At 55.7% G+C, this 20,818-nt stretch carries 18 protein-coding genes; 9 read left to right on the top strand and 9 right to left on the bottom strand.

Going from position 1 to position 20,818, the window contains the following annotated elements:
• Positions 1 to 23 precede the first annotated feature (23 nt).
• From IT893_RS08025 to tpiA, 3 genes are all read right to left on the bottom strand, one after another.
• A complete protein-coding gene (locus IT893_RS08025) occupies positions 24 to 1,652 on the bottom strand; it encodes a CTP synthase (RefSeq protein ID WP_008891175.1) in 1,629 nt (542 codons plus the stop codon).
• Positions 1,653 to 1,778: 126 nt separating this feature from the next.
• On the bottom strand, positions 1,779 to 2,120 hold the full coding sequence (secG, locus tag IT893_RS08020; RefSeq protein WP_008891176.1) for a preprotein translocase subunit SecG: 342 nt from the start codon (positions 2,118 to 2,120) through the stop codon (positions 1,779 to 1,781).
• A 134-nt stretch (positions 2,121 to 2,254) separates the two neighbouring features.
• Entirely contained in the window at positions 2,255 to 3,010 is a 756-nt protein-coding gene (gene tpiA, locus IT893_RS08015; RefSeq protein WP_197147413.1) for a triose-phosphate isomerase, read from the bottom strand.
• Positions 3,011 to 3,361: 351 nt separating this feature from the next.
• Here tpiA and IT893_RS08010 point away from each other — a divergent pair, with 351 nt between their 5' ends.
• Both IT893_RS08010 and trpE read left to right on the top strand, forming a co-directional pair.
• The gene (locus tag IT893_RS08010) at positions 3,362 to 5,257 is read left to right on the top strand and encodes a peptidyl-prolyl cis-trans isomerase (RefSeq protein ID WP_197147412.1); all 1,896 of its coding nucleotides are present in this window, start codon (positions 3,362 to 3,364) and stop codon (positions 5,255 to 5,257) included.
• Positions 5,258 to 5,351: 94 nt separating this feature from the next.
• Complete coding sequence (trpE, locus tag IT893_RS08005; protein ID WP_197147411.1) at positions 5,352 to 6,851, top strand: anthranilate synthase component I; 1,500 nt, start codon at positions 5,352 to 5,354, stop codon at positions 6,849 to 6,851.
• Positions 6,852 to 6,920: 69 nt separating this feature from the next.
• Here trpE and IT893_RS08000 read toward each other — a convergent pair whose 3' ends face one another.
• Positions 6,921 to 8,144, bottom strand: coding sequence for a divergent polysaccharide deacetylase family protein (locus IT893_RS08000; RefSeq protein WP_197147410.1), 1,224 nt, complete (start codon positions 8,142 to 8,144; stop codon positions 6,921 to 6,923).
• Between the two features lie 270 nt (positions 8,145 to 8,414).
• Between IT893_RS08000 and IT893_RS07995 the strand changes: the two genes are divergently transcribed.
• The 5 genes from IT893_RS07995 to lexA all read left to right on the top strand — a co-directional run bounded on the left by IT893_RS07995 (position 8,415) and on the right by lexA (position 12,217).
• Positions 8,415 to 8,987, top strand: coding sequence for an aminodeoxychorismate/anthranilate synthase component II (locus IT893_RS07995; RefSeq protein ID WP_197147409.1), 573 nt, complete (start codon positions 8,415 to 8,417; stop codon positions 8,985 to 8,987).
• A 32-nt stretch (positions 8,988 to 9,019) separates the two neighbouring features.
• Positions 9,020 to 10,054 carry an anthranilate phosphoribosyltransferase gene (gene trpD / locus IT893_RS07990; protein ID WP_197147408.1) on the top strand — a complete coding sequence of 345 codons (1,035 nt, stop codon included), beginning with the start codon at positions 9,020 to 9,022 and terminating at the stop codon, positions 10,052 to 10,054.
• Complete coding sequence (gene trpC / locus IT893_RS07985; RefSeq protein WP_197147407.1) at positions 10,051 to 10,848, top strand: indole-3-glycerol phosphate synthase TrpC; 798 nt, start codon at positions 10,051 to 10,053, stop codon at positions 10,846 to 10,848. The genes trpD and trpC overlap by 4 nt, the downstream gene beginning before the upstream one ends.
• Before the next feature lie 19 nt (positions 10,849 to 10,867).
• On the top strand, positions 10,868 to 11,347 hold the full coding sequence (moaC, locus tag IT893_RS07980) for a cyclic pyranopterin monophosphate synthase MoaC (protein ID WP_008891186.1): 480 nt from the start codon (positions 10,868 to 10,870) through the stop codon (positions 11,345 to 11,347).
• Positions 11,348 to 11,509: 162 nt separating this feature from the next.
• Positions 11,510 to 12,217, top strand: a complete 708-nt coding sequence (gene lexA / locus IT893_RS07975; RefSeq protein WP_197147406.1) for a transcriptional repressor LexA — start codon at positions 11,510 to 11,512, stop codon at positions 12,215 to 12,217.
• 76 nt (positions 12,218 to 12,293) lie between these two features.
• On the opposite strand, the gene IT893_RS07970 is transcribed toward lexA, so the two are convergent.
• Positions 12,294 to 14,294, bottom strand: coding sequence for a ComEC/Rec2 family competence protein (locus tag IT893_RS07970; RefSeq protein ID WP_252724115.1), 2,001 nt, complete (start codon positions 14,292 to 14,294; stop codon positions 12,294 to 12,296).
• Positions 14,295 to 14,573: 279 nt separating this feature from the next.
• Here IT893_RS07970 and gltX point away from each other — a divergent pair, with 279 nt between their 5' ends.
• On the top strand, positions 14,574 to 15,980 hold the full coding sequence (gene gltX, locus IT893_RS07965; protein WP_197147404.1) for a glutamate--tRNA ligase: 1,407 nt from the start codon (positions 14,574 to 14,576) through the stop codon (positions 15,978 to 15,980).
• A 110-nt stretch (positions 15,981 to 16,090) separates the two neighbouring features.
• Positions 16,091 to 17,398, top strand: a complete 1,308-nt coding sequence (locus IT893_RS07960) for a citrate synthase (protein ID WP_040823987.1) — start codon at positions 16,091 to 16,093, stop codon at positions 17,396 to 17,398.
• Between the two features lie 100 nt (positions 17,399 to 17,498).
• Here the strand turns inward: IT893_RS07960 and IT893_RS07955 are convergent, their stop codons facing one another.
• The 4 genes from IT893_RS07955 to lpxA all read right to left on the bottom strand — a co-directional run bounded on the left by IT893_RS07955 (position 17,499) and on the right by lpxA (position 20,818).
• Positions 17,499 to 17,939, bottom strand: a complete 441-nt coding sequence (locus IT893_RS07955; RefSeq protein WP_063089401.1) for a VOC family protein — start codon at positions 17,937 to 17,939, stop codon at positions 17,499 to 17,501.
• Between the two features lie 75 nt (positions 17,940 to 18,014).
• Complete coding sequence (lpxB, locus tag IT893_RS07950) at positions 18,015 to 19,181, bottom strand: lipid-A-disaccharide synthase (protein WP_197147403.1); 1,167 nt, start codon at positions 19,179 to 19,181, stop codon at positions 18,015 to 18,017.
• Entirely contained in the window at positions 19,171 to 20,034 is an 864-nt protein-coding gene (locus IT893_RS07945) for an LpxI family protein (RefSeq protein WP_197147402.1), read from the bottom strand. The genes lpxB and IT893_RS07945 overlap by 11 nt, the downstream gene beginning before the upstream one ends.
• Complete coding sequence (gene lpxA / locus IT893_RS07940; protein WP_008891194.1) at positions 20,015 to 20,818, bottom strand: acyl-ACP--UDP-N-acetylglucosamine O-acyltransferase; 804 nt, start codon at positions 20,816 to 20,818, stop codon at positions 20,015 to 20,017. Before lpxA ends, IT893_RS07945 begins: the two co-directional genes overlap by 20 nt.

The raw sequence follows: 20,818 nt of genomic DNA, 5'->3' as shown, positions 1-20,818 counted from the left end.
GTTCTGGCAATCAGATACCAGGCTTATACCAGACGGCTGCGCTCTTTGGCGGCCTTGATATAGGAAACAAACAGCGGATGCGGATCCAGTGGACGCGAACGCAGTTCCGGGTGGAACTGAACACCGATGAACCACGGATGATCCGGATATTCGACGATTTCCGGCAAACGACCATCCGGCGACAGCCCTGAGAATTTAAGACCCTTCTCTTCAAGCTGCCCCATGAAGTTGACGTTCACCTCATAACGATGGCGGTGACGTTCAAGAACGGTTTCGCTGCCGTAAATCTCGCGTGCACGGGTGCCATCGACAAGCTTGCACTCGTAATTACCCAGACGCATGGTGCCGCCAAGGTCATCGTCATCAGAACGACGCTCGACCGAGCCACCATCTTTCGCCCATTCGGTCATCAGACCGACAAGCGGCGTCTTGGTCGGACCAAACTCGGACGAGGACGCATCCTTAAGCCCGGCAAGGTTACGCGCGGCTTCCAGAACCGCCATCTGCATGCCAAAGCAAATCCCGAAATACGGCACCTTGTTTTCACGCGCATAGCGGGCCGCGGCAATCTTGCCTTCGGTGCCACGTTCGCCAAAGCCGCCCGGCACCATGATCGCATCAAGCTTGGACAGGATTTCGTTGACGTTGCCTTCTTTTTCCAGCTCGTCAGACGCAATCCATTCCAGTTTGACGCGCACCTTGTTGGCGATACCGCCATGGGTCAGCGCTTCGGTCAGCGACTTATAGGCATCGGGAAGCTGGATGTATTTGCCAACGATGCCGATGGTGACCTCACCTTCCGGATTGCGGATGGTGTTGCAGATATCTTCCCACGGCTGCAGATCCGGTTCCTGCGCCTGCAGGCCGAAGTGATACAGCACTTCGTTATCCAGACCATACTGGTGATAGCTGATCGGCACCTGATAGATGTTATCAACGTCATAGGCCGGAATAACCGCCGCTTCACGGACGTTACAGAAACGCGCAATCTTGCGGCGTTCATTGATCGGAATTTCGCGATCGCAACGGCACAGAAGAATATCTGGCTGAATACCGACACTCTGCAGTTCCTTGACCGAGTGCTGGGTCGGCTTGGTCTTAAGCTCCCCGGCAGACGAAATATAAGGAACAAGTGTCAGGTGCATGAACAAGGCCCGGCCATCGCCAAGGTCATTGCCCATCTGACGGATGGCTTCAAGGAACGGAAGGCTTTCGATATCGCCCACCGTGCCGCCGATTTCGACCAGGACAAAATCCTCGGTCGCGTCCGACATCACGAATTCCTTGATCGCATCGGTGATGTGCGGAATGACCTGCACAGTCCCGCCAAGATAATCGCCGCGACGTTCACGCGCGATCACGTTGGAATAGATACGACCGGTGGTGACGTTGTCGGACCGGCGCGATGATACGCCGGTGAAACGTTCATAGTGGCCAAGATCAAGGTCGGTCTCCGCACCGTCTTCGGTCACATAGCATTCGCCATGCTGGTACGGGCTCATGGTGCCCGGATCGACGTTGATATACGGATCAAGTTTACGCAGACGAACTGTAAAGCCGCGTGCCTGCAGGGACGCCCCCAAAGCAGCGGAAGCCAGACCTTTGCCCAGCGAGGAAACCACGCCACCGGTAATAAAGATAAAACGAGTCATTATCTTGGCCTCATCTCAAAGCACAAAGCCTCGGTTCGATGCCATTCAGTGCATCACGAACCGGGGAATTCAACAATCAAAAATTGAGGCGGCAAGTTTGCCGCCTCAGGTCGTCGGTTAATTTGTTTATCGGGTCGGAGCCGCGGGACCGGTGTCCTCGGCGGGCTCGGTGACCGCGGGGGCCGGTTCCGGCGCCTGATCAAGGATCGAAGCCGGCTGGGTGTGGGTATTCGACTGAAGGGCAAGAATGATGCTGGTGATCATGAATGCGCCTGCCAGAATAGCAGTAGTACGGGTCAGCAGGTTCGCAGCGCCGCGTGAGCTCATCACGCCGAAACCACCGCCGCCGCCTCCGCCGCCGCTGTTACCGCCGATACCAAGCCCACCGCCCTCGCTGCGCTGCACGAGAATCACAGCGATCAAGCCGAGCGCAAGAAGAAGGTGGATTACCAGAATGACTGTTTGCATGGTGTCGAAACTCTTGTCCTAATCAACCGATCCAAACGCAATTCGGCCCGGATCGGGCATAAATTTGATGCGTATTTAACGCGTTTTATGGCTGTTGGCTAGACCATATTAAACAAAATCTGCACCGCAGTCGGTCAGGCACAAGATTCAATAATCTGCCAGAAATCTTCAACCTTAAGGCTGGCCCCGCCGACAAGTGCACCATCGACATCTTCGACAGCCATCAATTCCTTGGCATTCGACGGCTTGACCGAACCACCATACAGAACTCGGAACTGATCACCATCCTCAAACCGTGCCATCAGACCTGCACGGATCGCAGCATGCACTTCGGCAACTTCCTCGACACTGGCAGTACGGCCCGTGCCAATCGCCCAGACCGGCTCATAGGCAACAACCGTGTTTTTCGCCGTCGCCCCATCTGGAAGCGATACCGCCACCTGCCCGTTCACCACCGGCAACGTCGCGCCAAGATCACGTTCTTCCTCGGTCTCGCCAACGCACACCACCGCAATCAGACCGGCATCATGGGCCGCAATCGCCTTTTTGCGAATGTCGGTCGAACTTTCCCCGTGATCGGCACGGCGTTCGGAATGACCGACCAGAACATATTGTGCGCCAATATCGGCCAGCATCGGGGCGGCCAAATCACCGGTATGCGCGCCTGAAATCGCCGCATGGCAATCCTGCCCACCGACGGCAACCGCACTTCCCTTGGTTACACCAACCGCCTCGGACAAAAGCGTTGCTGGCGGACAAACAAGAATATCGCAACCAAGCGCCCCTTTTTCAGATGCCTTTGCCGCCAGGCTTGATGCCAGCGCAAGACCGTCTGCACGCAAACAGTTCATTTTCCAGTTTCCGGCAATCAGGGGACGGCGTTGGGTCATGGGAGCTACCTCGTGCTGATCTGGTTCACATTTTGTCTGTGTAGTGTCCTTGTTTCAAGACCATAACAACCGGTTTGCGGTTGATACGATTTGTTACAGGACCTGTTTCGACGCGGGTTTTAGCATGCCATGCCAGCGGGGCCAAGTACCCGAAAACGCCCGATCACGTATTTAGGATGTGATTGCAGTCATCTTCTATACAATCGCCTGTTGCCGCTGATAACACTCGCCATTAAGATGCGCGGCAAATTTGCTCGGGCCTTTTCGTCTATCGCGTCGTCCGGGCGACCATAATGAAACGACGTCAAAGCCTGATTTTGGCGTCAAACCACGGATTGTTAGGCTTATCATATGCTTGCTGGCATTCGCACATTTTCGAAATCAATCTTCGCCAAGATCATCTTTGGCGTGATTGCACTGAGCTTCGTGATCTGGGGCCTGAACGCATCGATGCTCAATCTGGGCACCTCGCGTGAAGTTGCCGAAATCGGCAGCCAACGGATCACCCCGGTCGAACTGGATCGCGCCTTCCAGCGTAGCGTGCAGAATATGCAAAACATGTTCGGACCGAACTTCAACCAGCAGCAGGCCATTCAGATGGGCCTTCTGAACAATACGGTGCAGTCGCTCGTATCCCAGAAGATCCTGCGTGAAGATGCCAAAAACATCGGTATCGGTATCAGCGACGAAGCCGTCCGTGATCAGATATTCTCGTCTGACAGCTTCAAGGATCCGACCACCGGCCAGTTCAGCCGTGACCGCTTCCTGCAGGCCCTGTATCAGGCTGGCTACACCGAAAACGAATTCATCAACGGTGTCCGTGGCGACATGATGAGCCAGCAGGTTGTCAGCAGCCTGACCAACCCGGCAACGGTGCCAGACATCATGGCGCGTCAGATCGTCGCTTACCGCAATGAACAGCGCAGCGGTTCGTTCTTTACGCTTAACAAGGATGCGTTTGCTGACATCGAACCGGCGGATGACGCGACCCTTCGTGCCTATCACGAAGAAAATGCGGCCCAGTTCACCGCACCGGAAAGCCGCAATGTCACCCTTGCAACGCTGAGTGCTGCTGACCTGATTTCGACCGTCACCGTAACCGACGAAGAAATCAACGATGCCTATGCACAGCGCGAACCGGAATTCCAGACCCCGGAAAAACGCACCGTCGAACAAATCCTGTTCTCGCCGAACGAAGAACAGACCGCCCGCGAAGCCTATAAGCGCCTGACGGAAGGTGCAGACTTCATGACGGTCGCCAAAGAAGACGCGAACATGGACGAAGCCATGGTCAAACTTGGCCAGTTCACCGCAAATGACATCCTGCCCGATCTCCGCGATGCAACCTTCTCGCTTGACGAAGGCGGCATTTCCGAGCCGGTTGAAACCGCCCTTGGCTGGCACATCATCCGTGTTCCGTCGATCACCCCGGGCAGCACCCAAAGCCTCGATGAAGTCCGCGACATCATTGTGGACGGCCTCAAACAGTTCAAAGCCGAAGACGCCATCTATGATCTGGCGGCCACCTTTGACGAAGAACTCGGTGCCGGCACCCCGATCGAAGACGCCGCACGCGATGTTGGCGCAAAGACCTACAAGCTTGACGGTGTTGTCCGTGGCGAAGGCCTTGCAGGTCAGAACGTTGACGGCGCAGACGAAATCAACGCCAAAATCTTCGAGCTCGAAAACGGCGAGGAAAGCTTCCTTGAAGAAACCGCTTCGGGCACGCGTTATGTCGTCCGCGTTGAAAACGTAACCCCGTCGGCCTTGCGTCCGTTTGACGAAGTCCGCGCCGAAGTTGTTGCCGCATGGACCGCCGAAGAACGCCAACGCCTGATGATGGAAAAGGCCGAAGAACTGGCTGGCAACATCAATACGTCCGGTGCTGATCTCGCGACCCTCGCCTCCGAAGACGGCGCGGACGTTCGTGAAACCGGCCTGACCCGCCGTACCGGCCGTGGTCTTGCAGATGACGTCAACCCGGCGGTTGCCGCCGCCCTCTTCACCCTTGAAGACGGCAAGGCCAAAGCCGTCCAGACCGGCGAAGACGTCATGATCGTCAAGCTTGATGAAATTCAGGCCGCCGACATCAACACCGCCGATGCCGCACCGGTAAATGACGAGCTCAAGGAAGCCCTTAACGAAGACATCCTTGCGCAGTATCTCAACTACCTGAACGAGGAAATCTCGGTCAGCGTCAATAACAGCGTGATCAACGAGCTTTATCAGCCGACCGCTGCAAACTGATACGCATCCAGGGGCGACCGGAAAATCCGGTCGCCCTTTTTCTATCCCAAAGACGCCATCGCCAAACCGACCAAGCCCAACCATCGGACAGATCATGGAAATCAAACCGGATTTCACCAGTTTCAAGCAAAACTACGACAACGGCATTTCGCAGGTTCTCTGGACCGCGCTGACCGCCGATCTTGATACGCCGGTCTCGGCCTTTCTCAAGATCGCCGAAGGCATGCCAAACACCTATTTGCTTGAATCTGTTGAAGGCGGATCGGTCCGCGGGCGTTATTCCTTCCTCGGTCTCAAACCCGACCTGATCTGGCGCTGCTTTGGCAACAAGGCCGAACTCAATCGCCGTGTGATGGCTGATGCCGATGCCTTTGTGGCCGAGCCTGACGCCCCGCTTGACAGCCTCAAGAAACTGATCGCCGAAAGCCACATTGAACTACCCGACAACCTGCCCCCCATGAGTGCCGGTCTGGTTGGTTATATGGGCTATGACACTGTGCGTCTGATGGAAAAGCTGCCCGACAGCAACAAGGACGAGCTTGATGTACCCGATGGCATCTTCATCCGCCCGACCGTCACGGCAAGTTTTGACACCATCGAAGACACGGTGACCGTGGTGACGCCGGTGCGTCCGGAAAGCGGCATTTCGGCTGATGCGGCCTATGATCTGGCCTGTGCGCGGCTTAATGACGTGGTTCAGCAGTTCCAGCGCAACCTGTTTATCGACCGCCGCTCCAAATCCGTGCCAGATACCCTGCCCGAACCAAAGGTCAGCGTCACCGAGGCCGGATTCCACGACATGGTCGAAAAGGCCAAGGATTATATCCGCGCCGGCGATATCTTTCAGGTCGTGCTGTCGCAACGCTACACACTGCCCTATCAGTTGCCACCCTTCGCCTTTTACCGCGCATTGCGCCGGATCAATCCGTCACCCTTCATGTTCTATCTTGATATCGGCGGCTTTCAGGTCGTCGGGGCCAGCCCGGAAATCCTGGTGCGGCTCCGCGACGGAGAAGTCACCATTCGCCCGATTGCCGGAACCCGTCGCCGCGGCAAAACGCCTGATGACGACAAAGTCATGGCGCAAGACCTGCTCGACGACCCCAAGGAACGCTCAGAACATCTGATGCTGCTCGACCTTGGCCGAAACGATGTCGGCCGCGTTTCCAAACCGGGGACTGTGCGTGTCACCGACCGCGAACAGATCGAATACTATTCCCACGTCATGCATATCGTCTCAAACGTCGTCGGCCAGATTGACGAAACCAAATACGACGCCATGGATGCGCTGAAGGCCGGCTTCCCCGCCGGAACCGTTTCGGGCGCGCCAAAAGTTCGTGCCATGGAAATCATTGATGAACTGGAATCGGTCCGGCGTGGCATCTATGCCGGGTGCATCGGCTATATCTCGGCCGACGGTTCGATGGATACCTGCATTGCGCTGCGCACCGCCGTCATCAAGGACGAGAAAATCCACATTCAGGCCGGTGCCGGTGTCGTCGTCGACAGCAAACCGGAACTTGAACACAAGGAATGCCAGAACAAGGCCGGCGCCCTCATGGCCGCCGCCCGCGAAGCCCATCGCTTCGCCTGATCCGGTATTGCGCAAACAAAAAGGGCTGCAGTCATCCTGCAGCCCTTTTTTTATGTCCGTCAGCGAACTCTAGCCGGTCACACTTTGCATCGACCGGCGCAAAACATCCGTAATCGGCACCAGCACAAAGCCCTTCGCCTGAATTTCGGGGATCCATGTTTTAAGCGCGCCGATTGTCAGATCGCGCGGATGGCCGATTGCAATGGCAAAGCCCTGTTTGCGGGCGACATTTTCGGTGCGGGCCAACATATCGGCGATCTTGGCCGCATCATCGGCATCATCAATAAAGATATCCCGCGTAATTGCCGGGACGCCAAAGCTGCTGGCAGTTGAATAGCCGACCGAGTCTGCGCTGGTCCGGCTATCAAGGAACATCAGGCCGCGTGACTTCATGACTTCCATGACAACACGCATGCGTTCGGGATCGGCGGTAAACTTGCTGCCCATGTGGTTGTTCACACCGACATAACCATCAAACCGATCCAGCATCCAGGACATCTCATTGAGGATCTTCTGGCGGTCATAGCTTGCCAGCAACGCATGCGGCCCCGGATCAACCGATGCAGATGACGGCTCCATCGGCATATGCAACATCACTTCATGACCGGCCTTGCGCGCGGCATTGACCTGCGCCTGCAAATCCCGGGCATAGGGCAGATAGGAAATCGTGATCGGCCCCGGCAGATCGACCGTCTTGGCGGTGCGCGGCTGATCAAGGCCGGCATCATCAATCACAATCGCAATCACCGGCTTGTCGCCAGTATCCTGTGTCAGCGCGGCATATTTCTGCCACGGCTGATTTGTCGGGCCAACGGTTGCCATCGGAACATCATTGCCACTGTCGCCAGAAAGGATCTCCCCACCCTGGTCCGGTTTGCGCGCAGTTGGTGCTGGCACAAAGTCCGTCAGTCCCTGCCCGCCTTGCCCGGTGGATCGCGTCGTTTCGTTATTTTCACCGACCAGATATCCCGTGCGTCCACGCTCGGAAACATTGGCATTTTCCGAAAGCTTGTAATCCTTACGAAGCTTCGGGGTCGGTTCCGGCTCGGCCAGGGCATAATTCGGTGCGCTTTGATCCGCTGCGCGGCCAAATTCATCTGACGCACGATCAAGTTCAAGCATGCTGCCAACGGCAATAATGGCCGACAGCGTACCCGCAACAAAGGCCCCGCCCAGCATCAGGCGACCAATGCCACCCGATTTCTTTTTCGGGGCGGTCTTTTTGCGAGTGGATTTCTTGGGTGCCGCCTTCTTACGTTTGGCGGTCGGTGCCCGGGTTGCCCGGCGTGCCACGCTGTGGTCTCCAGTATTCGTTTGCTGGGATGCTCGTAGCGGCCAAACACACGGTTCGGCCCCTTCCCATATGGTGATTATATACCGATCAAGTCGGTTTGTGTTTTCACGTTTTTAAAACGCCTCTGGTTAGCACCCGGTTAAAGAACATTAACGACCGAGCACCAACGTGCATTTAGATCACGAAAAACCCTTGCTCTGCTTCTGCTTGACGTAGCGACAATGGCGTTTATTCTCTGGCAACTTTAATGTGCACAGGCCTTTCCTCCGATGTATCTCCTCATCGACAATTACGACAGTTTCACATTCAATCTGTGGCACTATCTGCGCGAACTCGGCCCGGAGGTCGAAGTGCGCCGCAATGATGAGATTACCGTGGATGCGGCCATGGCGCTCAATCCCGAAGGCATGGTGATTTCGCCGGGCCCTTGCGATCCGGAACGCGCCGGTATCTGCCTTGATCTGATCAAGGCCGCCGCAGGCAAGGTCAAGCTGCTTGGCGTCTGTCTGGGTCATCAATCGATCGGTCAGGCCTTTGGCGGCAAAGTAATCCGTGCGCCTGAATGCATGCATGGCAAGACCGATGCGATGACCCATTCCGGCACCAGCGTTTTTAAAGGCCTTCCCAGCCCGTTTGAGGCCACCCGCTATCACTCGCTGGTGATTGAACGCGAAACTTTGCCCGACAGCCTTGAAATAACGGCCGAAAGCGGAGATGGTCTTATTATGGGTGTGCGTCACAAAACCCATCAAATTCATGGTGTCCAGTTCCACCCCGAAAGCATCGCTTCGGAACATGGCCACGCCTTGCTTAAGAATTTTATCGACTATACCGGTGCCTGATACGCTCCGGACCGCAAACCAAGGAAGACCCGATGTCGACTGATCATGATCTGAAGCCAATTCTGGCCAAAGTCGCAGATGGCGAAAAACTGACCGAAAGCGCGGCCGAGGCGGCCTTTAACGTGCTGATGTCCGGTCAGGCGACACCATCGCAGATGGGGGCTTTCCTGATGGGCTTGCGCATTCGTGGCGAAACCGTTGATGAAATCACCGGCGCCGCCCGTGTCATGCGTGAAAAGGCAACCGGCATCATTGCCCCGGAAAACGCGGTCGATACCTGCGGCACCGGCGGTGATGGCAGTGGCACCTATAACATCTCGACCGGGGCTGCGATTGTGGCGGCCGCCGCGGGTGCTACCGTTGCCAAGCACGGCAACCGTGCCGCATCGTCCAAATCCGGGTCTGCCGATGTTTTGATGGCGCTTGGTGTTAATCTTGATGCCGATATGAAGCTTCTGGAAAAGGCGCTTAGCGACATCAATCTTTGCTTCATGATGGCAACGCGCCACCATTCGGCGATGCGCCATGTCATGCCGACCCGCGTTGAAATGGGCACGCGCACCATCTTTAATCTGCTGGGACCGCTGGCCAACCCGGCCAAGACCAAACGTCAGGTTCTTGGTGTCTTTGCCAAACAGTGGGTCGAACCGATTGCAAATGTGCTCAACCGTCTGGGATCGGTGCATGCATGGGTTGTTCATGGCCACAGCGGCCTTGATGAGATCTCGACCACCGGCCCGACTTACGTTGCCGAGGTCAAGAATGGCAAGGTCACCACATTTGAAATCAGCCCAAGTGATTTTGGGCTCGAAACCGTAACGCTTGACGACCTCAAGGGCGGTGATGCCGATGTCAATGCCAGGGCCATTACCGACCTTTTGGCCGCCAAGAAAAGCCCGTACCGCGACATCGTTCTGATGAATGCCGGGGCGGCTCTTGTGGTCACCGGCATTGCCAGCGATCTGGCCGACGGCATTAAAAAGGCCGCAGACGCCATTGATAGCGGCAAGGCTGCCGAGACCCTGCAAGGGCTTGTGAAGATCACCAACGAAGGAACCCCGGCGTGAGCGACGTACTAGCCAAAATCTGCAATGACAAACGCGAACATGTCGCGGCCTGCAAGGCGCGCAAGACACTTGCCACCCTCGAGGCCGAGGCAAAGGCACAATCCGCCCCGCGTGGTTTTATCAAGACCCTTGAAACCAGTGTTGCCGATGGCCGTTATGGTCTGATTGCAGAAATCAAAAAGGCATCCCCCTCCAAGGGGCTGATCCGCCCGGACTTCAATCCGCCGGAACTCGCCAAGGCCTATAAGGCTGGCGGGGCAAGCTGCCTGTCGGTTCTGACCGATATCCCCTATTTCCAGGGCGATGACAGCTATCTGGTCGCGGCCCGTGCGGCGGTCGATCTTCCGGCCCTTCGCAAGGATTTCATGGTCGATCCCTATCAGATTACCGAGGCACGTGCGCTTGGTGCAGATTGCATCCTTCTGATCATGGCGGCCCTTGAAGATAGCCTGGCGGCTGAGCTTGAAGATGCCGCGCACAGCCTTGGCATGGATGTTCTGATCGAGGTACACAACGCCCCGGAACTCGAACGCGCGCTCAAGCTCAAGTCACGTTTGGTGGGGATTAATAACCGCAACCTCAAAACCATGGAAATCTCGCTCACCACGACCGAGGAACTGGCAAGCATGGTCGGCGATGACCGGTTGCTGGTGGCGGAAAGCGGCCTGTTTACCCCTGATGACCTTGCCCGCATGGCAAAGGTCGGCGCTGAGTGTTTCCTGATCGGCGAAAGCCTGATGCGTCAGGACGACGTCGCAACCGCCACCCGCAACCTGCTCGGCCTTGCGGCCTGATCAATACTGGACAGAACCAATGGCAGACAAGCTTTCCCATATTGATGCCGGTGGCAACGCGGTGATGGTCGATATTTCGGCCAAGGCCGAAACTGCGCGCACTGCGATTGCCAAGGCACGGGTTCTGATGTCTTCCGAAACGGCCAAGCTGATTGCGGCGCGCGGCCATAAAAAGGGCGATGTTCTTGGCATCGCCCAGCTTGCCGGGATCATGGGCGCGAAAAAGACCCCTGATCTGATCCCGCTCTGTCATCCCCTGCCCCTGACTTCTGTCACCGTCGATCTCGAACTGGCCGAGGGTGTCGATGCGGTCGATATCACCGCGACCTGCAAGACAACCGGCAAGACCGGTGTCGAGATGGAAGCCCTCACCGCGGCCTCGGTTGCGGCACTGACTGTTTTTGACATGTGCAAGGCGGTTGATAAAAGTATGAGGATTACCGATTTGCGGGTCACCCGAAAAGAAGGTGGCAAATCAGGTACCTTCATCGCGGATTAGCTTCCTGTGCCTTCAGGTCGCCTACTATTCATATTTTTTGAAAGATCGCGGCGATTATTCGGTTTTTCCGTCAAATCGCACAGAGCCGCTTGACCCGCGAAAAGAACTAAAGTAGAACATCTGTGTATCCTTTTTGTTCTTTTTACAGGTTCGGGAAATAACATGCTGACGCGCAAGCAATATGAGTTGCTGGTCTATATAGACAATTACCTTCGCGATCACGGGATTTCGCCCTCTTTCGATGAAATGAAAGAGGCCCTGAACCTTAAATCCAAATCCGGCATTCACCGCCTGATCACGGGCCTTGAGGAACGCGGCTTTATCCGCCGCCTTGCGCACCGTGCGCGCGCGCTTGAGGTCGTCAGACTTCCGGAAAACAGCGATGATGACACCCCGGAAACGCCAAACAATGTGACCTCGCTTGCCAGTGTGCGAAAGGCCGCACATCGGCCGACCACGGTACCAACCGCCTTCTCGGAAGCCGGGGAATCTGTTGGTTTGCCGCTATATGGCCGGATTGCTGCCGGTACACCGATCGAGGCCCTTCGCGATCAAACGACCATGGTACAGGTCCCGGCCGCCCTGCTTGGCACTGGTGATCACTATGCCCTTGAAGTATCGGGGGATTCGATGATTGATGCCGGTATTCTGGATGGTGACACCGTCCTGATCCAGCGCTGCGAACAGGCCCATGACGGAACGATTGTGGTGGCACTCGTCGATGACAGCGAAGCCACGCTTAAGCGCCTGAAACGCGGGCGCGGTGAAGTACTTCTGGAGCCGGCCAATGCGCGCTATGAAACCCGCGCCCTGTCGCCAGATAGGGTGCGCATTCAGGGCCGTCTGGTCGGGCTGCTGCGTCAGTACTGATTGCTTGCCCGAAGTTACAAACAAAAACGCCCGGTGCTTGTGCCCGGGCGTTTTTGTTTTGAGTACGATCAGGTTGTTAGCGCCCTGCTCTGCCGCCGATGATGATCCAGGGCCAATTGCCAGTTTCCGCACGGACGGTGTTGATTTCTGGCTTTTCGCCAGGCTCAGACGGCAGTTTGATCGCAACACCGCCCTGCCACCACAGAACATCATCATCGATGACCATGCGCGCGCCAGAGGCCTGACAGATGGTTGGTAGATCTGTTTTCAGACTAACAATGATATCTGCATTACGGCAGGCATAAAACGGATTGGCAATACGGCTTGCGACAGTGATCCGTGACTGAACGATGTTAGCGCTAACACCAAGGGAGCACGGGTCGTTCTGGCAGGACTGTACGCGGCTTGGTTCCTGTTCGGGGCGAATACCAAAGCGGCTCATCCAGATGCCTTTTTGAAAGTCATTTAACCGTGATGAGGTATGCAGGATACCGGCATCGGGATCATAAACAGCCCAGCTTTCGCGGTCGCCCGATATCAGGATTTCGGGCTCTTTGTGCAGTGCCTGAAAGATGATGGCGGCAAAAATCAGCGGAAGGACCGGCACGATCATCACCTTGTCGCGCCAGATAACGATCCAGGCCAAGGCAAACAGCCCCAAGGCAACCGCCAGCATATCAAGGCCCGAGACATACCAAAGCCCCCAGTCCTGTGCGGCAACCAGTTCGGCGGTTTCCAACAATACCGTCAATCCGGGCTTCATCGCGGCCAGTGAGAGCCCCGATAACCCAATCGGGATCAGCGCCAGCGTCACGACGATCCAGGGCATCACCCAGAATGCCATGACCGGAATGGCGACCAGATTGGCGAAGACACCGAGCATCGAAATCCGGCCAAAATGATAGCCGATGATGGGGGCAGTCACGGCCGTCACGATCAGACTGGTCAGCAGCAAGCCCGCAAGATAAAGGCCGGCACGCTCATACCAGGACAGCATCCCCTGCCGATCCAGCCAGCGCCGCCCCGGCCCGTCATAAAACGCAACAAGTGCGCCAACGGCGGCAAAGGAGAGTTGGAAACTGGCGCCAAGCGCCGCATCGGGCCGCAGGATCAAAACAATGATCGCGGCCACGCCCACAAGGCGCAGCGATATGGCACGGCGATCCAGCAGGAGTGCCAGCCAAACCACAAGCAACATGACAAAGGCGCGCTGGGTCGGAATGGTCGCCCCGGATAATCCGAGATAGACAAGCCCCGCCAGCATGGCCGCCATCGCCGCCCATTTCTTGATCGAATAACGCAAGGCAATTGATGGAATGGCCGCCAACCCGAACCGGATCAGGAAAAACACCGTCCCGCACAGCAATCCCATATGCAGACCGGAAATCGCCAACAAATGCGCAAGGCCGGATTTGCGGAGGTTATCGGCAATATCCGGGGTCACTTCGCCGCGTTCGCCGATGATCAGCGCCTTGGCAATGCCGGTTTCGGGGCCTGTCATTTCATCGCTGATGACGTTTGAGATATATTGACGCGCTGTTTCAATACCGACCAGCAATGCGTTGTTGTTTATGTCTTTTTGATTTTCCAGAACTTCGAACTGTCGTCCAAAGACAAATCCGGAAGCGGCAATATCGCTGAAATAGAGATTACGTGCAAAATCCGGGTCGCCGGGAACAGCAGGTGCGCGCAAGGGAAAGAGACGTGCGTTCGCACGGATCTGGTCGCCAATTGAAAGCGCACTATCGCCCAGAAAGCTGAGCCTTACATTCCAGTCCAGTTGGTCTTGGGCAATGCCGACAATCTCGGACGGCTGCACGGTGGCGCGGATGCGTCCATTCCGCGGTTCCAGCGCAATGATGGTGCCGGTAACCTTGGTCGTGTAGAGCGTTTTTGTCGGGATATTATCCGGGCCAAGTTCGGTATGGATGGCACTTGTCAAAGCCCCGAACGCCAAACTGGCAAGCAGTTGAAATGCGAAGGCCAGAGTGGCAAGCCGCCGCGACATCCAGAAACCGCAGCCCAGCAGAATCACCGCCAGAGCAATTTGACCAAGCCCGATACGCGCAGGGAGCAAGAAATACCCGGCGCAGCCCAACCCAAAGAAGATAACCGAGGACAGAAACCATTTATTTCTTTGGCTTGTTACAACAAAATTAATTTGTGAGAAAACACCCACAAATAATTGTTTTAATTTAACTTTACCTGTCGCCGTACGACGAATGTCCAATAGCCCGCCTGCCGCATAGTTTCTATCTAACATCCGCTGTGGTGCAACAGCGTGTCATTTGTGCTATAGCCTGCACGCCAAAAGTCCTCAGGACAAGCGACAACATCCAAATAACGGATAGATTGAATGACGGTTGTTACCCGTTTTGCCCCGTCTCCGACCGGGTTTCTGCATATCGGCGGCGCACGCACCGCACTTTATAACTGGCTATATGCCAAACATACCGGTGGCAAGTTCTTGCTCCGGATCGAGGATACCGACCGTGAACGTTCAACGCCCGAGGCCGTAGACGCCATTTTTGACGGCTTGAACTGGCTTGGCCTGACCGCAGACGAAGAGCCGACTTTCCAGTTTGCCCGTCGCGACCGCCATGCAGAAGTAGCCCAACAGCTTCTTTATGCCGGGAAAGCGTATTATTGCTATTGCTCCCCCGAGGAGCTGACCGCCATGCGCGAGAAAGCCCGCGCAGAAGGCCGTCCAATGAAATATGACGGTACCTGGCGCGATCGCGATCCGTCCGAGGCACCGGAAGGTGTCAAACCGGTGGTCCGCGTCAAGGCCCCGCAGGAAGGCGATGCCGTGATCAATGATCAGGTGCAGGGCGAAGTTCGCGTCGGCAACGAGCAGCTTGACGATTATGTCATCCTGCGCGGCGACGGAACGCCCACCTACATGCTTTCCGTAGTGGTTGATGACCATGACATGGGTGTTACCAACGTCATTCGTGGTGACGACCACCTGACCAACGCATTCCGTCAGAAAGTCATTTATGATGCCATGGGTTGGGACGTTCCGACCTTTGCGCATATCCCGCTGATCCATGGTCCGGATGGCGCCAAGCTGTCAAAACGCCATGGTGCGCTGGGTGTTGATGCCTATCGCGATGAAATGGGCTTCTTGCCCGAGGCATTGAACAACTATCTTCTGCGTCTTGGCTGGGGCCATGGTGATGATGAGGTCATTTCGACCGAGCAGGCGATTGAATGGTTTGACATCACCGATGTCGGCAAAGGGGCTGCGCGCTTTGATTTTGCAAAGCTGACCAACCTTAATGGCATCTACCTGCGTCAGGCCGATGACAAACGCCTTGCAGACGAGGTTTCGCCGCTGATTGCCAAGCAAATTGGCGTCGATGCGCTTGATGCATCGCAAAAAGAAATCTTGATCAACGGCATGGCAGGCCTTAAAGAAAGGGCCAAGACTCTTATCGAGCTCGCCGACTCTTCGGCTTTCTACGTTACCGATGGCATTACGTCCGTTAACGAGAAAGCCCAGTCCCTGATTGATGGTGCACCTGAAGGTCTGTTCAAGGAACTGGCCAACAGTCTTGAAGCGCTTGATAGCTGGACCGAAGAGGACGTTGACGCAAGTGTTCGCGCCATTGCCGATAAGTTTGAGTTAAAGCTTGGCAAAGTTGCGCAGCCCTTGCGGGCGGTGCTTACAGGCTCCAACTCTTCACCAGGCATTTTCGAAGTAATGATTGTGCTTGGCAAAACCCAAACGCTGAAACGCATTCGCCATTTTGATGCATAACAACAGCGAATTAAGAAAAACTAATAACCCGTTTGCGCTTTGTGCGCCGCAGCATTATGCTGCACACAACTTGAAACCGTGTTCGTTCAAACAGGGAAGGAAAAATAGTCATGGCATCTAATCCCAAGACTTCCCACACCGTGACAATGACCGACAATGCCACTGGCAAGTCGTTCGATATGCCGGTGATTGAGGGCAGTGTAGGCCCGTCTGTGATTGACATCCGCAAGCTGTATGCTGAAACCGGATATTTCACCTATGATCCGGGCTTCACTTCGACCGGCTCTTGCCAGTCGGAACTGACCTATATTGATGGCGACGTTGGTATTCTGCGTCACCGCGGTTATGCAATTGATGAACTTGCAGAAAATGCCGACTTCCTCGAAGTCTGCCATCTGCTGCTTTATGGTGAGCTGCCGAATGCCACCGACAAAGCCAAGTTCGAGAATGATATTACCATGCACACCATGGTCCACGAACAGATGCGCAATTTCTATAACGGTTTCCGCCGTGATGCACATCCGATGGCGATCATGTGTGGCGTTGTTGGCGCATTGTCCGCGTTCTATCATGACAGCACCGACATCAACGATCCGAAGCAGCGGATGATTTCGGCCTATCGCCTGATTGCGAAAATGCCGACCATTGCGGCGATGGCGTATAAATATTCCATCGGTCAGCCGTTCCGTTATCCGAACAACAAGCTCGGTTATGCAGAAAACTTCCTGCAGATGATGTTTGGCAACCCGTGTGAAGACTATGAAGTCAATCCGGTTCTGGCCAAGGCAATGGATCGCATCCTGATCCTGCATGCCGACCACGAACAGAATGCGTCGACCTCGACCGTTCGTCTGGCCGGTTCTTCGGGTGCCAACCCGTTTGCATGTATTGCGGCTGGTATCGCATCCCTCTGGGGTCCGGCACATGGTGGCGCAAACGAAGCCGTTCTGGTCATGCTCAACGAAATCGGCGATGTGAAAAACATCCCGGAATACGTTGCAAAAGCAAAAGACAAGAACGATCCGTTCCGTCTGATGGGCTTTGGTCACCGCGTTTACAAAAACTACGATCCGCGCGCCAAGGTCATGCAGGAAACCTGCCACGAAGTTCTCAAAGAACTCAACATCAGCGACCCGCTGCTTGACGTTGCCCAGGAACTGGAACGCATCGCACGTGAAGACGAGTACTTCATCGAGAAGAAACTCTATCCGAACGTCGACTTCTATTCGGGCATCATCTTCAAGGCGATGGGCATCCCGGTCAGCATGTTTACCGTGCTGTTCGCTGTTGCACGTACCGTTGGCTGGATTTCCCAGTGGAAAGAGATGATCGAAGATCCGTCTCAGAAAATCGGTCGTCCGCGTCAGCTGTTTACCGGTGTTGCAGAACGTCCGTTCGTGCCGGTCGACAAGCGCTAAGCCGCGTCGACATCGACAGATCAAAGAAAAGGCCCGGAATTTTCCGGGCCTTTTTGTATTTGTGGGGCAGCTTTAACCTGCCCCACGATATTTTCCGGGCTTACCAGCTTCCGGTGTTTTCCATGCTGGCCCACGGCTCAGCCGGGGCGAGGCTTTCGCCTTTTTGCAGGAACTCGATGGAAATGCCGTCCGGGGAACGAACAAACGCCATGCGGCCATCACGCGGCGGACGGTTGATGATAACACCCGCATCCATCAGTTTCTGGCAAAGCGCATAGATGTCGTCGACTTCATAGGCCAAGTGACCGAAGTTGCGACCGCCCGAATAGCTTTCCGGGTCCCAGTTATAGGTCAGTTCAAGTTCCGGGGCCTTGACGGATTTGGCACTTTCGACGTCCGCCGGCGGTGCAAGATAGATCAGGGTGAAACGGCCCTGCTCGCTCTCGATCCGGCGGGTCTCTTTCATGCCAAGAAGGTCGCAATAGAATTTCATCGACTCATCGACATTCTCGACACGTACCATCGTATGCAGGTAGCGCATAACACTGTCTCCGTTTTCAATTAATCAATGCGAAGAAACTAATTGCAATGCGGACTTGATGCCACCCGTAACAGACTATTTTTTGGCGATGATTTTCAAAATCTGCTCGGCAGCCTTTTCGCTGGGAGGTCTGTCACCAAATCCCAGCAAGGTGCAGGCTTTATCAAAGCCGTCGATCTGTGCTGCCCGTTCAGGGCTATCAGCCATCAGGGTATCAAGAACCGGAATGATCTTTTTGGCCTTGCATTTGTCCTGCAGGAACTCGGGGATCAGTTTTTTGCCAAGGACCAGATTAACAATGGTGACGGTATCGATCTTGATCAGGCGTTTTGCAATCCAGCCCGTAACCGCATTGACTTGATAGGCAATGACATGTGGCACACCGGCAATTGCCAGTTCGAGTGAGACGGTGCCTGATGCCGCCAGCGCACAGTCGGCCGCCGAAAACGCGTCATGGCGTTCCTGATCGGTTGCGACAATAATTGGATCGAGTGGCCAGGATTTCATTTCTTCGGTGACGGTGTCGACGACCTTGCTGACCGTTGGAACGACGATGCGTGCATCGGGGTATTTCGTGGCAACATCATCAATGACCTTGCGAAATACCGGCAGGAGGCGTTTGACTTCGGAATTACGGCTTCCGGGCAGAACCGCCAGAAGCTTTTGGGTCACTTTCAGGCCATATTGAGCGCGGAACCGCTCACCATCCCCGTCATGGCGTTCTTCGACTGCTGAGTGGCCAATAAAGGTGGTTGGCAGGCCTTCTTTTTCAAAATAGGGCGGTTCAAACGGCAAAAGTGCGAGAAGATGATCGAGGAAACCCGCAATCTTCTTTGCCCGGCCTTCGCGCCACGCCCAGACCGAGGGGGCGACATAGTGCACCAGCGGGATGCCCTTGCCTTTTAGCTTCTTGCCGACCCGAAAGCTGAAATCCGGGGCATCGATGGTAATCACGACATCGGGTTTTTCGGATTTGGCGAAGTCCGCGGTTTGGGAAATGCGTTTGAGCAGATGTGGAATGTGCGGCACGACCTCTGTCAGGCCCATGACCGACATTTCATTCATCGGAAACAGGCTTTTGAGGCCTTCACGCTCCATGCGCGGACCGCCAACACCGATAAAGCGAATATGATCCTGTTTGGCCTTAAGGGCCGCCATCAGGCGCCCACCCAGTTGATCCCCGGATGCCTCGCCAGCCACAAGCATGATTTTCGGGCCAAGCGGCGCGGTTTCATCCGCCATTTTGGCGTTCCTCGTCCGGGAGGGACAGACCAACGACAAACAGGCCCAGCGCATCAGCACGGGCAATGACGGCGGCACGATCAATGATCATGGTGCCACCGGCAAGCAGTGCGATACCACGCAAGCCAGCTTTATGGACCTCTTCGATGGTTTTCATGCCGATGGCCGGCAGATCAAGGCGTTTATCCTGTTGCGGCTTGGCGGACTTTACCAGCACCCCGCCAACACCATCACGCCGGTATTTGGCCGAGCGGCGCACCATTTCATCGGTGCCTTCGATCGCCTCAAGGGCCAGAACCAGCCCCTGTTGCACGACACATCCCTGCCCGACATCGGCCTTCCCAAGTGTTCGGGCGACTGAGAGGCCATGGAGCGCATCGGTCATTGCCTGTTCATCGGGGGTTACCGCACCAAGAACGCCTTCCTCAACCGCGAGATCGCCAAGAATTTCATGGGCGCCCAAAAGGCGGAAGCCTTCGCGTTCGAGCTCTTTACCGACAAGGCGGAGCAATCCGTCATCGCCAAGTGCCTTGGTGCCAACTTTCATCAAAAGCTTTGCTGCCCGCCAATCCGGGCGGATCGAAGAAAAGCTGGGGCGTGCGACCTTACCTGCCAGAACCACGTCCTGGCAGTTTTCCTTGCGCATGGCATCAAGGATTTTCGATGCTGCACCAAGGCGGGCCGTTACATTCGGATATTGGTCAAGGTCGGTATCATCGGCATAGCCATCAAGCTTGACGATGCAGACATCGCGGCCCATTGAAACAGCCGCGGACGCCAGACGGGCGGGAAGCGCCCCGCCCCCGGCGATAATCCCCAATTTCGGCTGCGGATTATCCTGCGGAGCTGTCATATTTTGGCGTGCATACGGAACGCATGCTTTCCGCTTTGAGGAAATTGATGATTTCCATCACCGGGCCAACGCCCTCAAAATCCTTGGCGACTTCTTCGACACGCTCGGCCAGGGTGCCTTCCTGTGCAAACAGAAGGCGATAGGCCTTGCGCAGCGAATGGATGGTTTCACGATCAAACCCGCGGCGTTTCAGGCCGATGATATTCAGGCCTGAAAGATAGGCACGGTTGCCGATGACGGAACCATAAGGGATGACGTCGCTTTCGACCCCGGTCATGCCGCCAATCATGGCGTGCTTGCCGATACGGACGAACTGATGAACCGCCGAAAGACCTCCTACAATTGCGAAGTCTTCGACCACCACGTGGCCCGCAAGCGTGCCGTTATTGACCAGAATGCAGTGGTTGCCGACATGGCAATCATGCCCGACATGGGCTCCGGTCATCAGAAGGCAATCATCACCGATGGTGGTTTCCATACCGCCACCTTCGGTGCCCGGATTAAGGGTTGCGCCCTCGCGGATTTTGGTGCGTTTGCCAACGATCAGGCGGCTGTTTTCGCCCTTGAATTTCAGGTCCTGCGGGGCATGCCCCACAGAGGCAAAGGGATAAACTTCGCACTGATCGCCAAGGGTGGTGTGACCTGCGACGGCCACGTGGCTGTGCAGTTTGACACCATCACCCAAGACAACATTCGGACCGACCACGCTATAGGGTCCGATTTCGACATCCTGACCAATCTGCGCGCCATCTTCGACAACGGCGGTTGGATGTACTTTTGACAT

The organism is Thalassospira sp. A40-3 (genome assembly GCF_015871485.1).
Classification (GTDB): domain Bacteria; phylum Pseudomonadota; class Alphaproteobacteria; order Rhodospirillales; family Thalassospiraceae; genus Thalassospira; species Thalassospira tepidiphila.
This window is presented reverse-complemented; position numbering and strand designations above follow the sequence as displayed.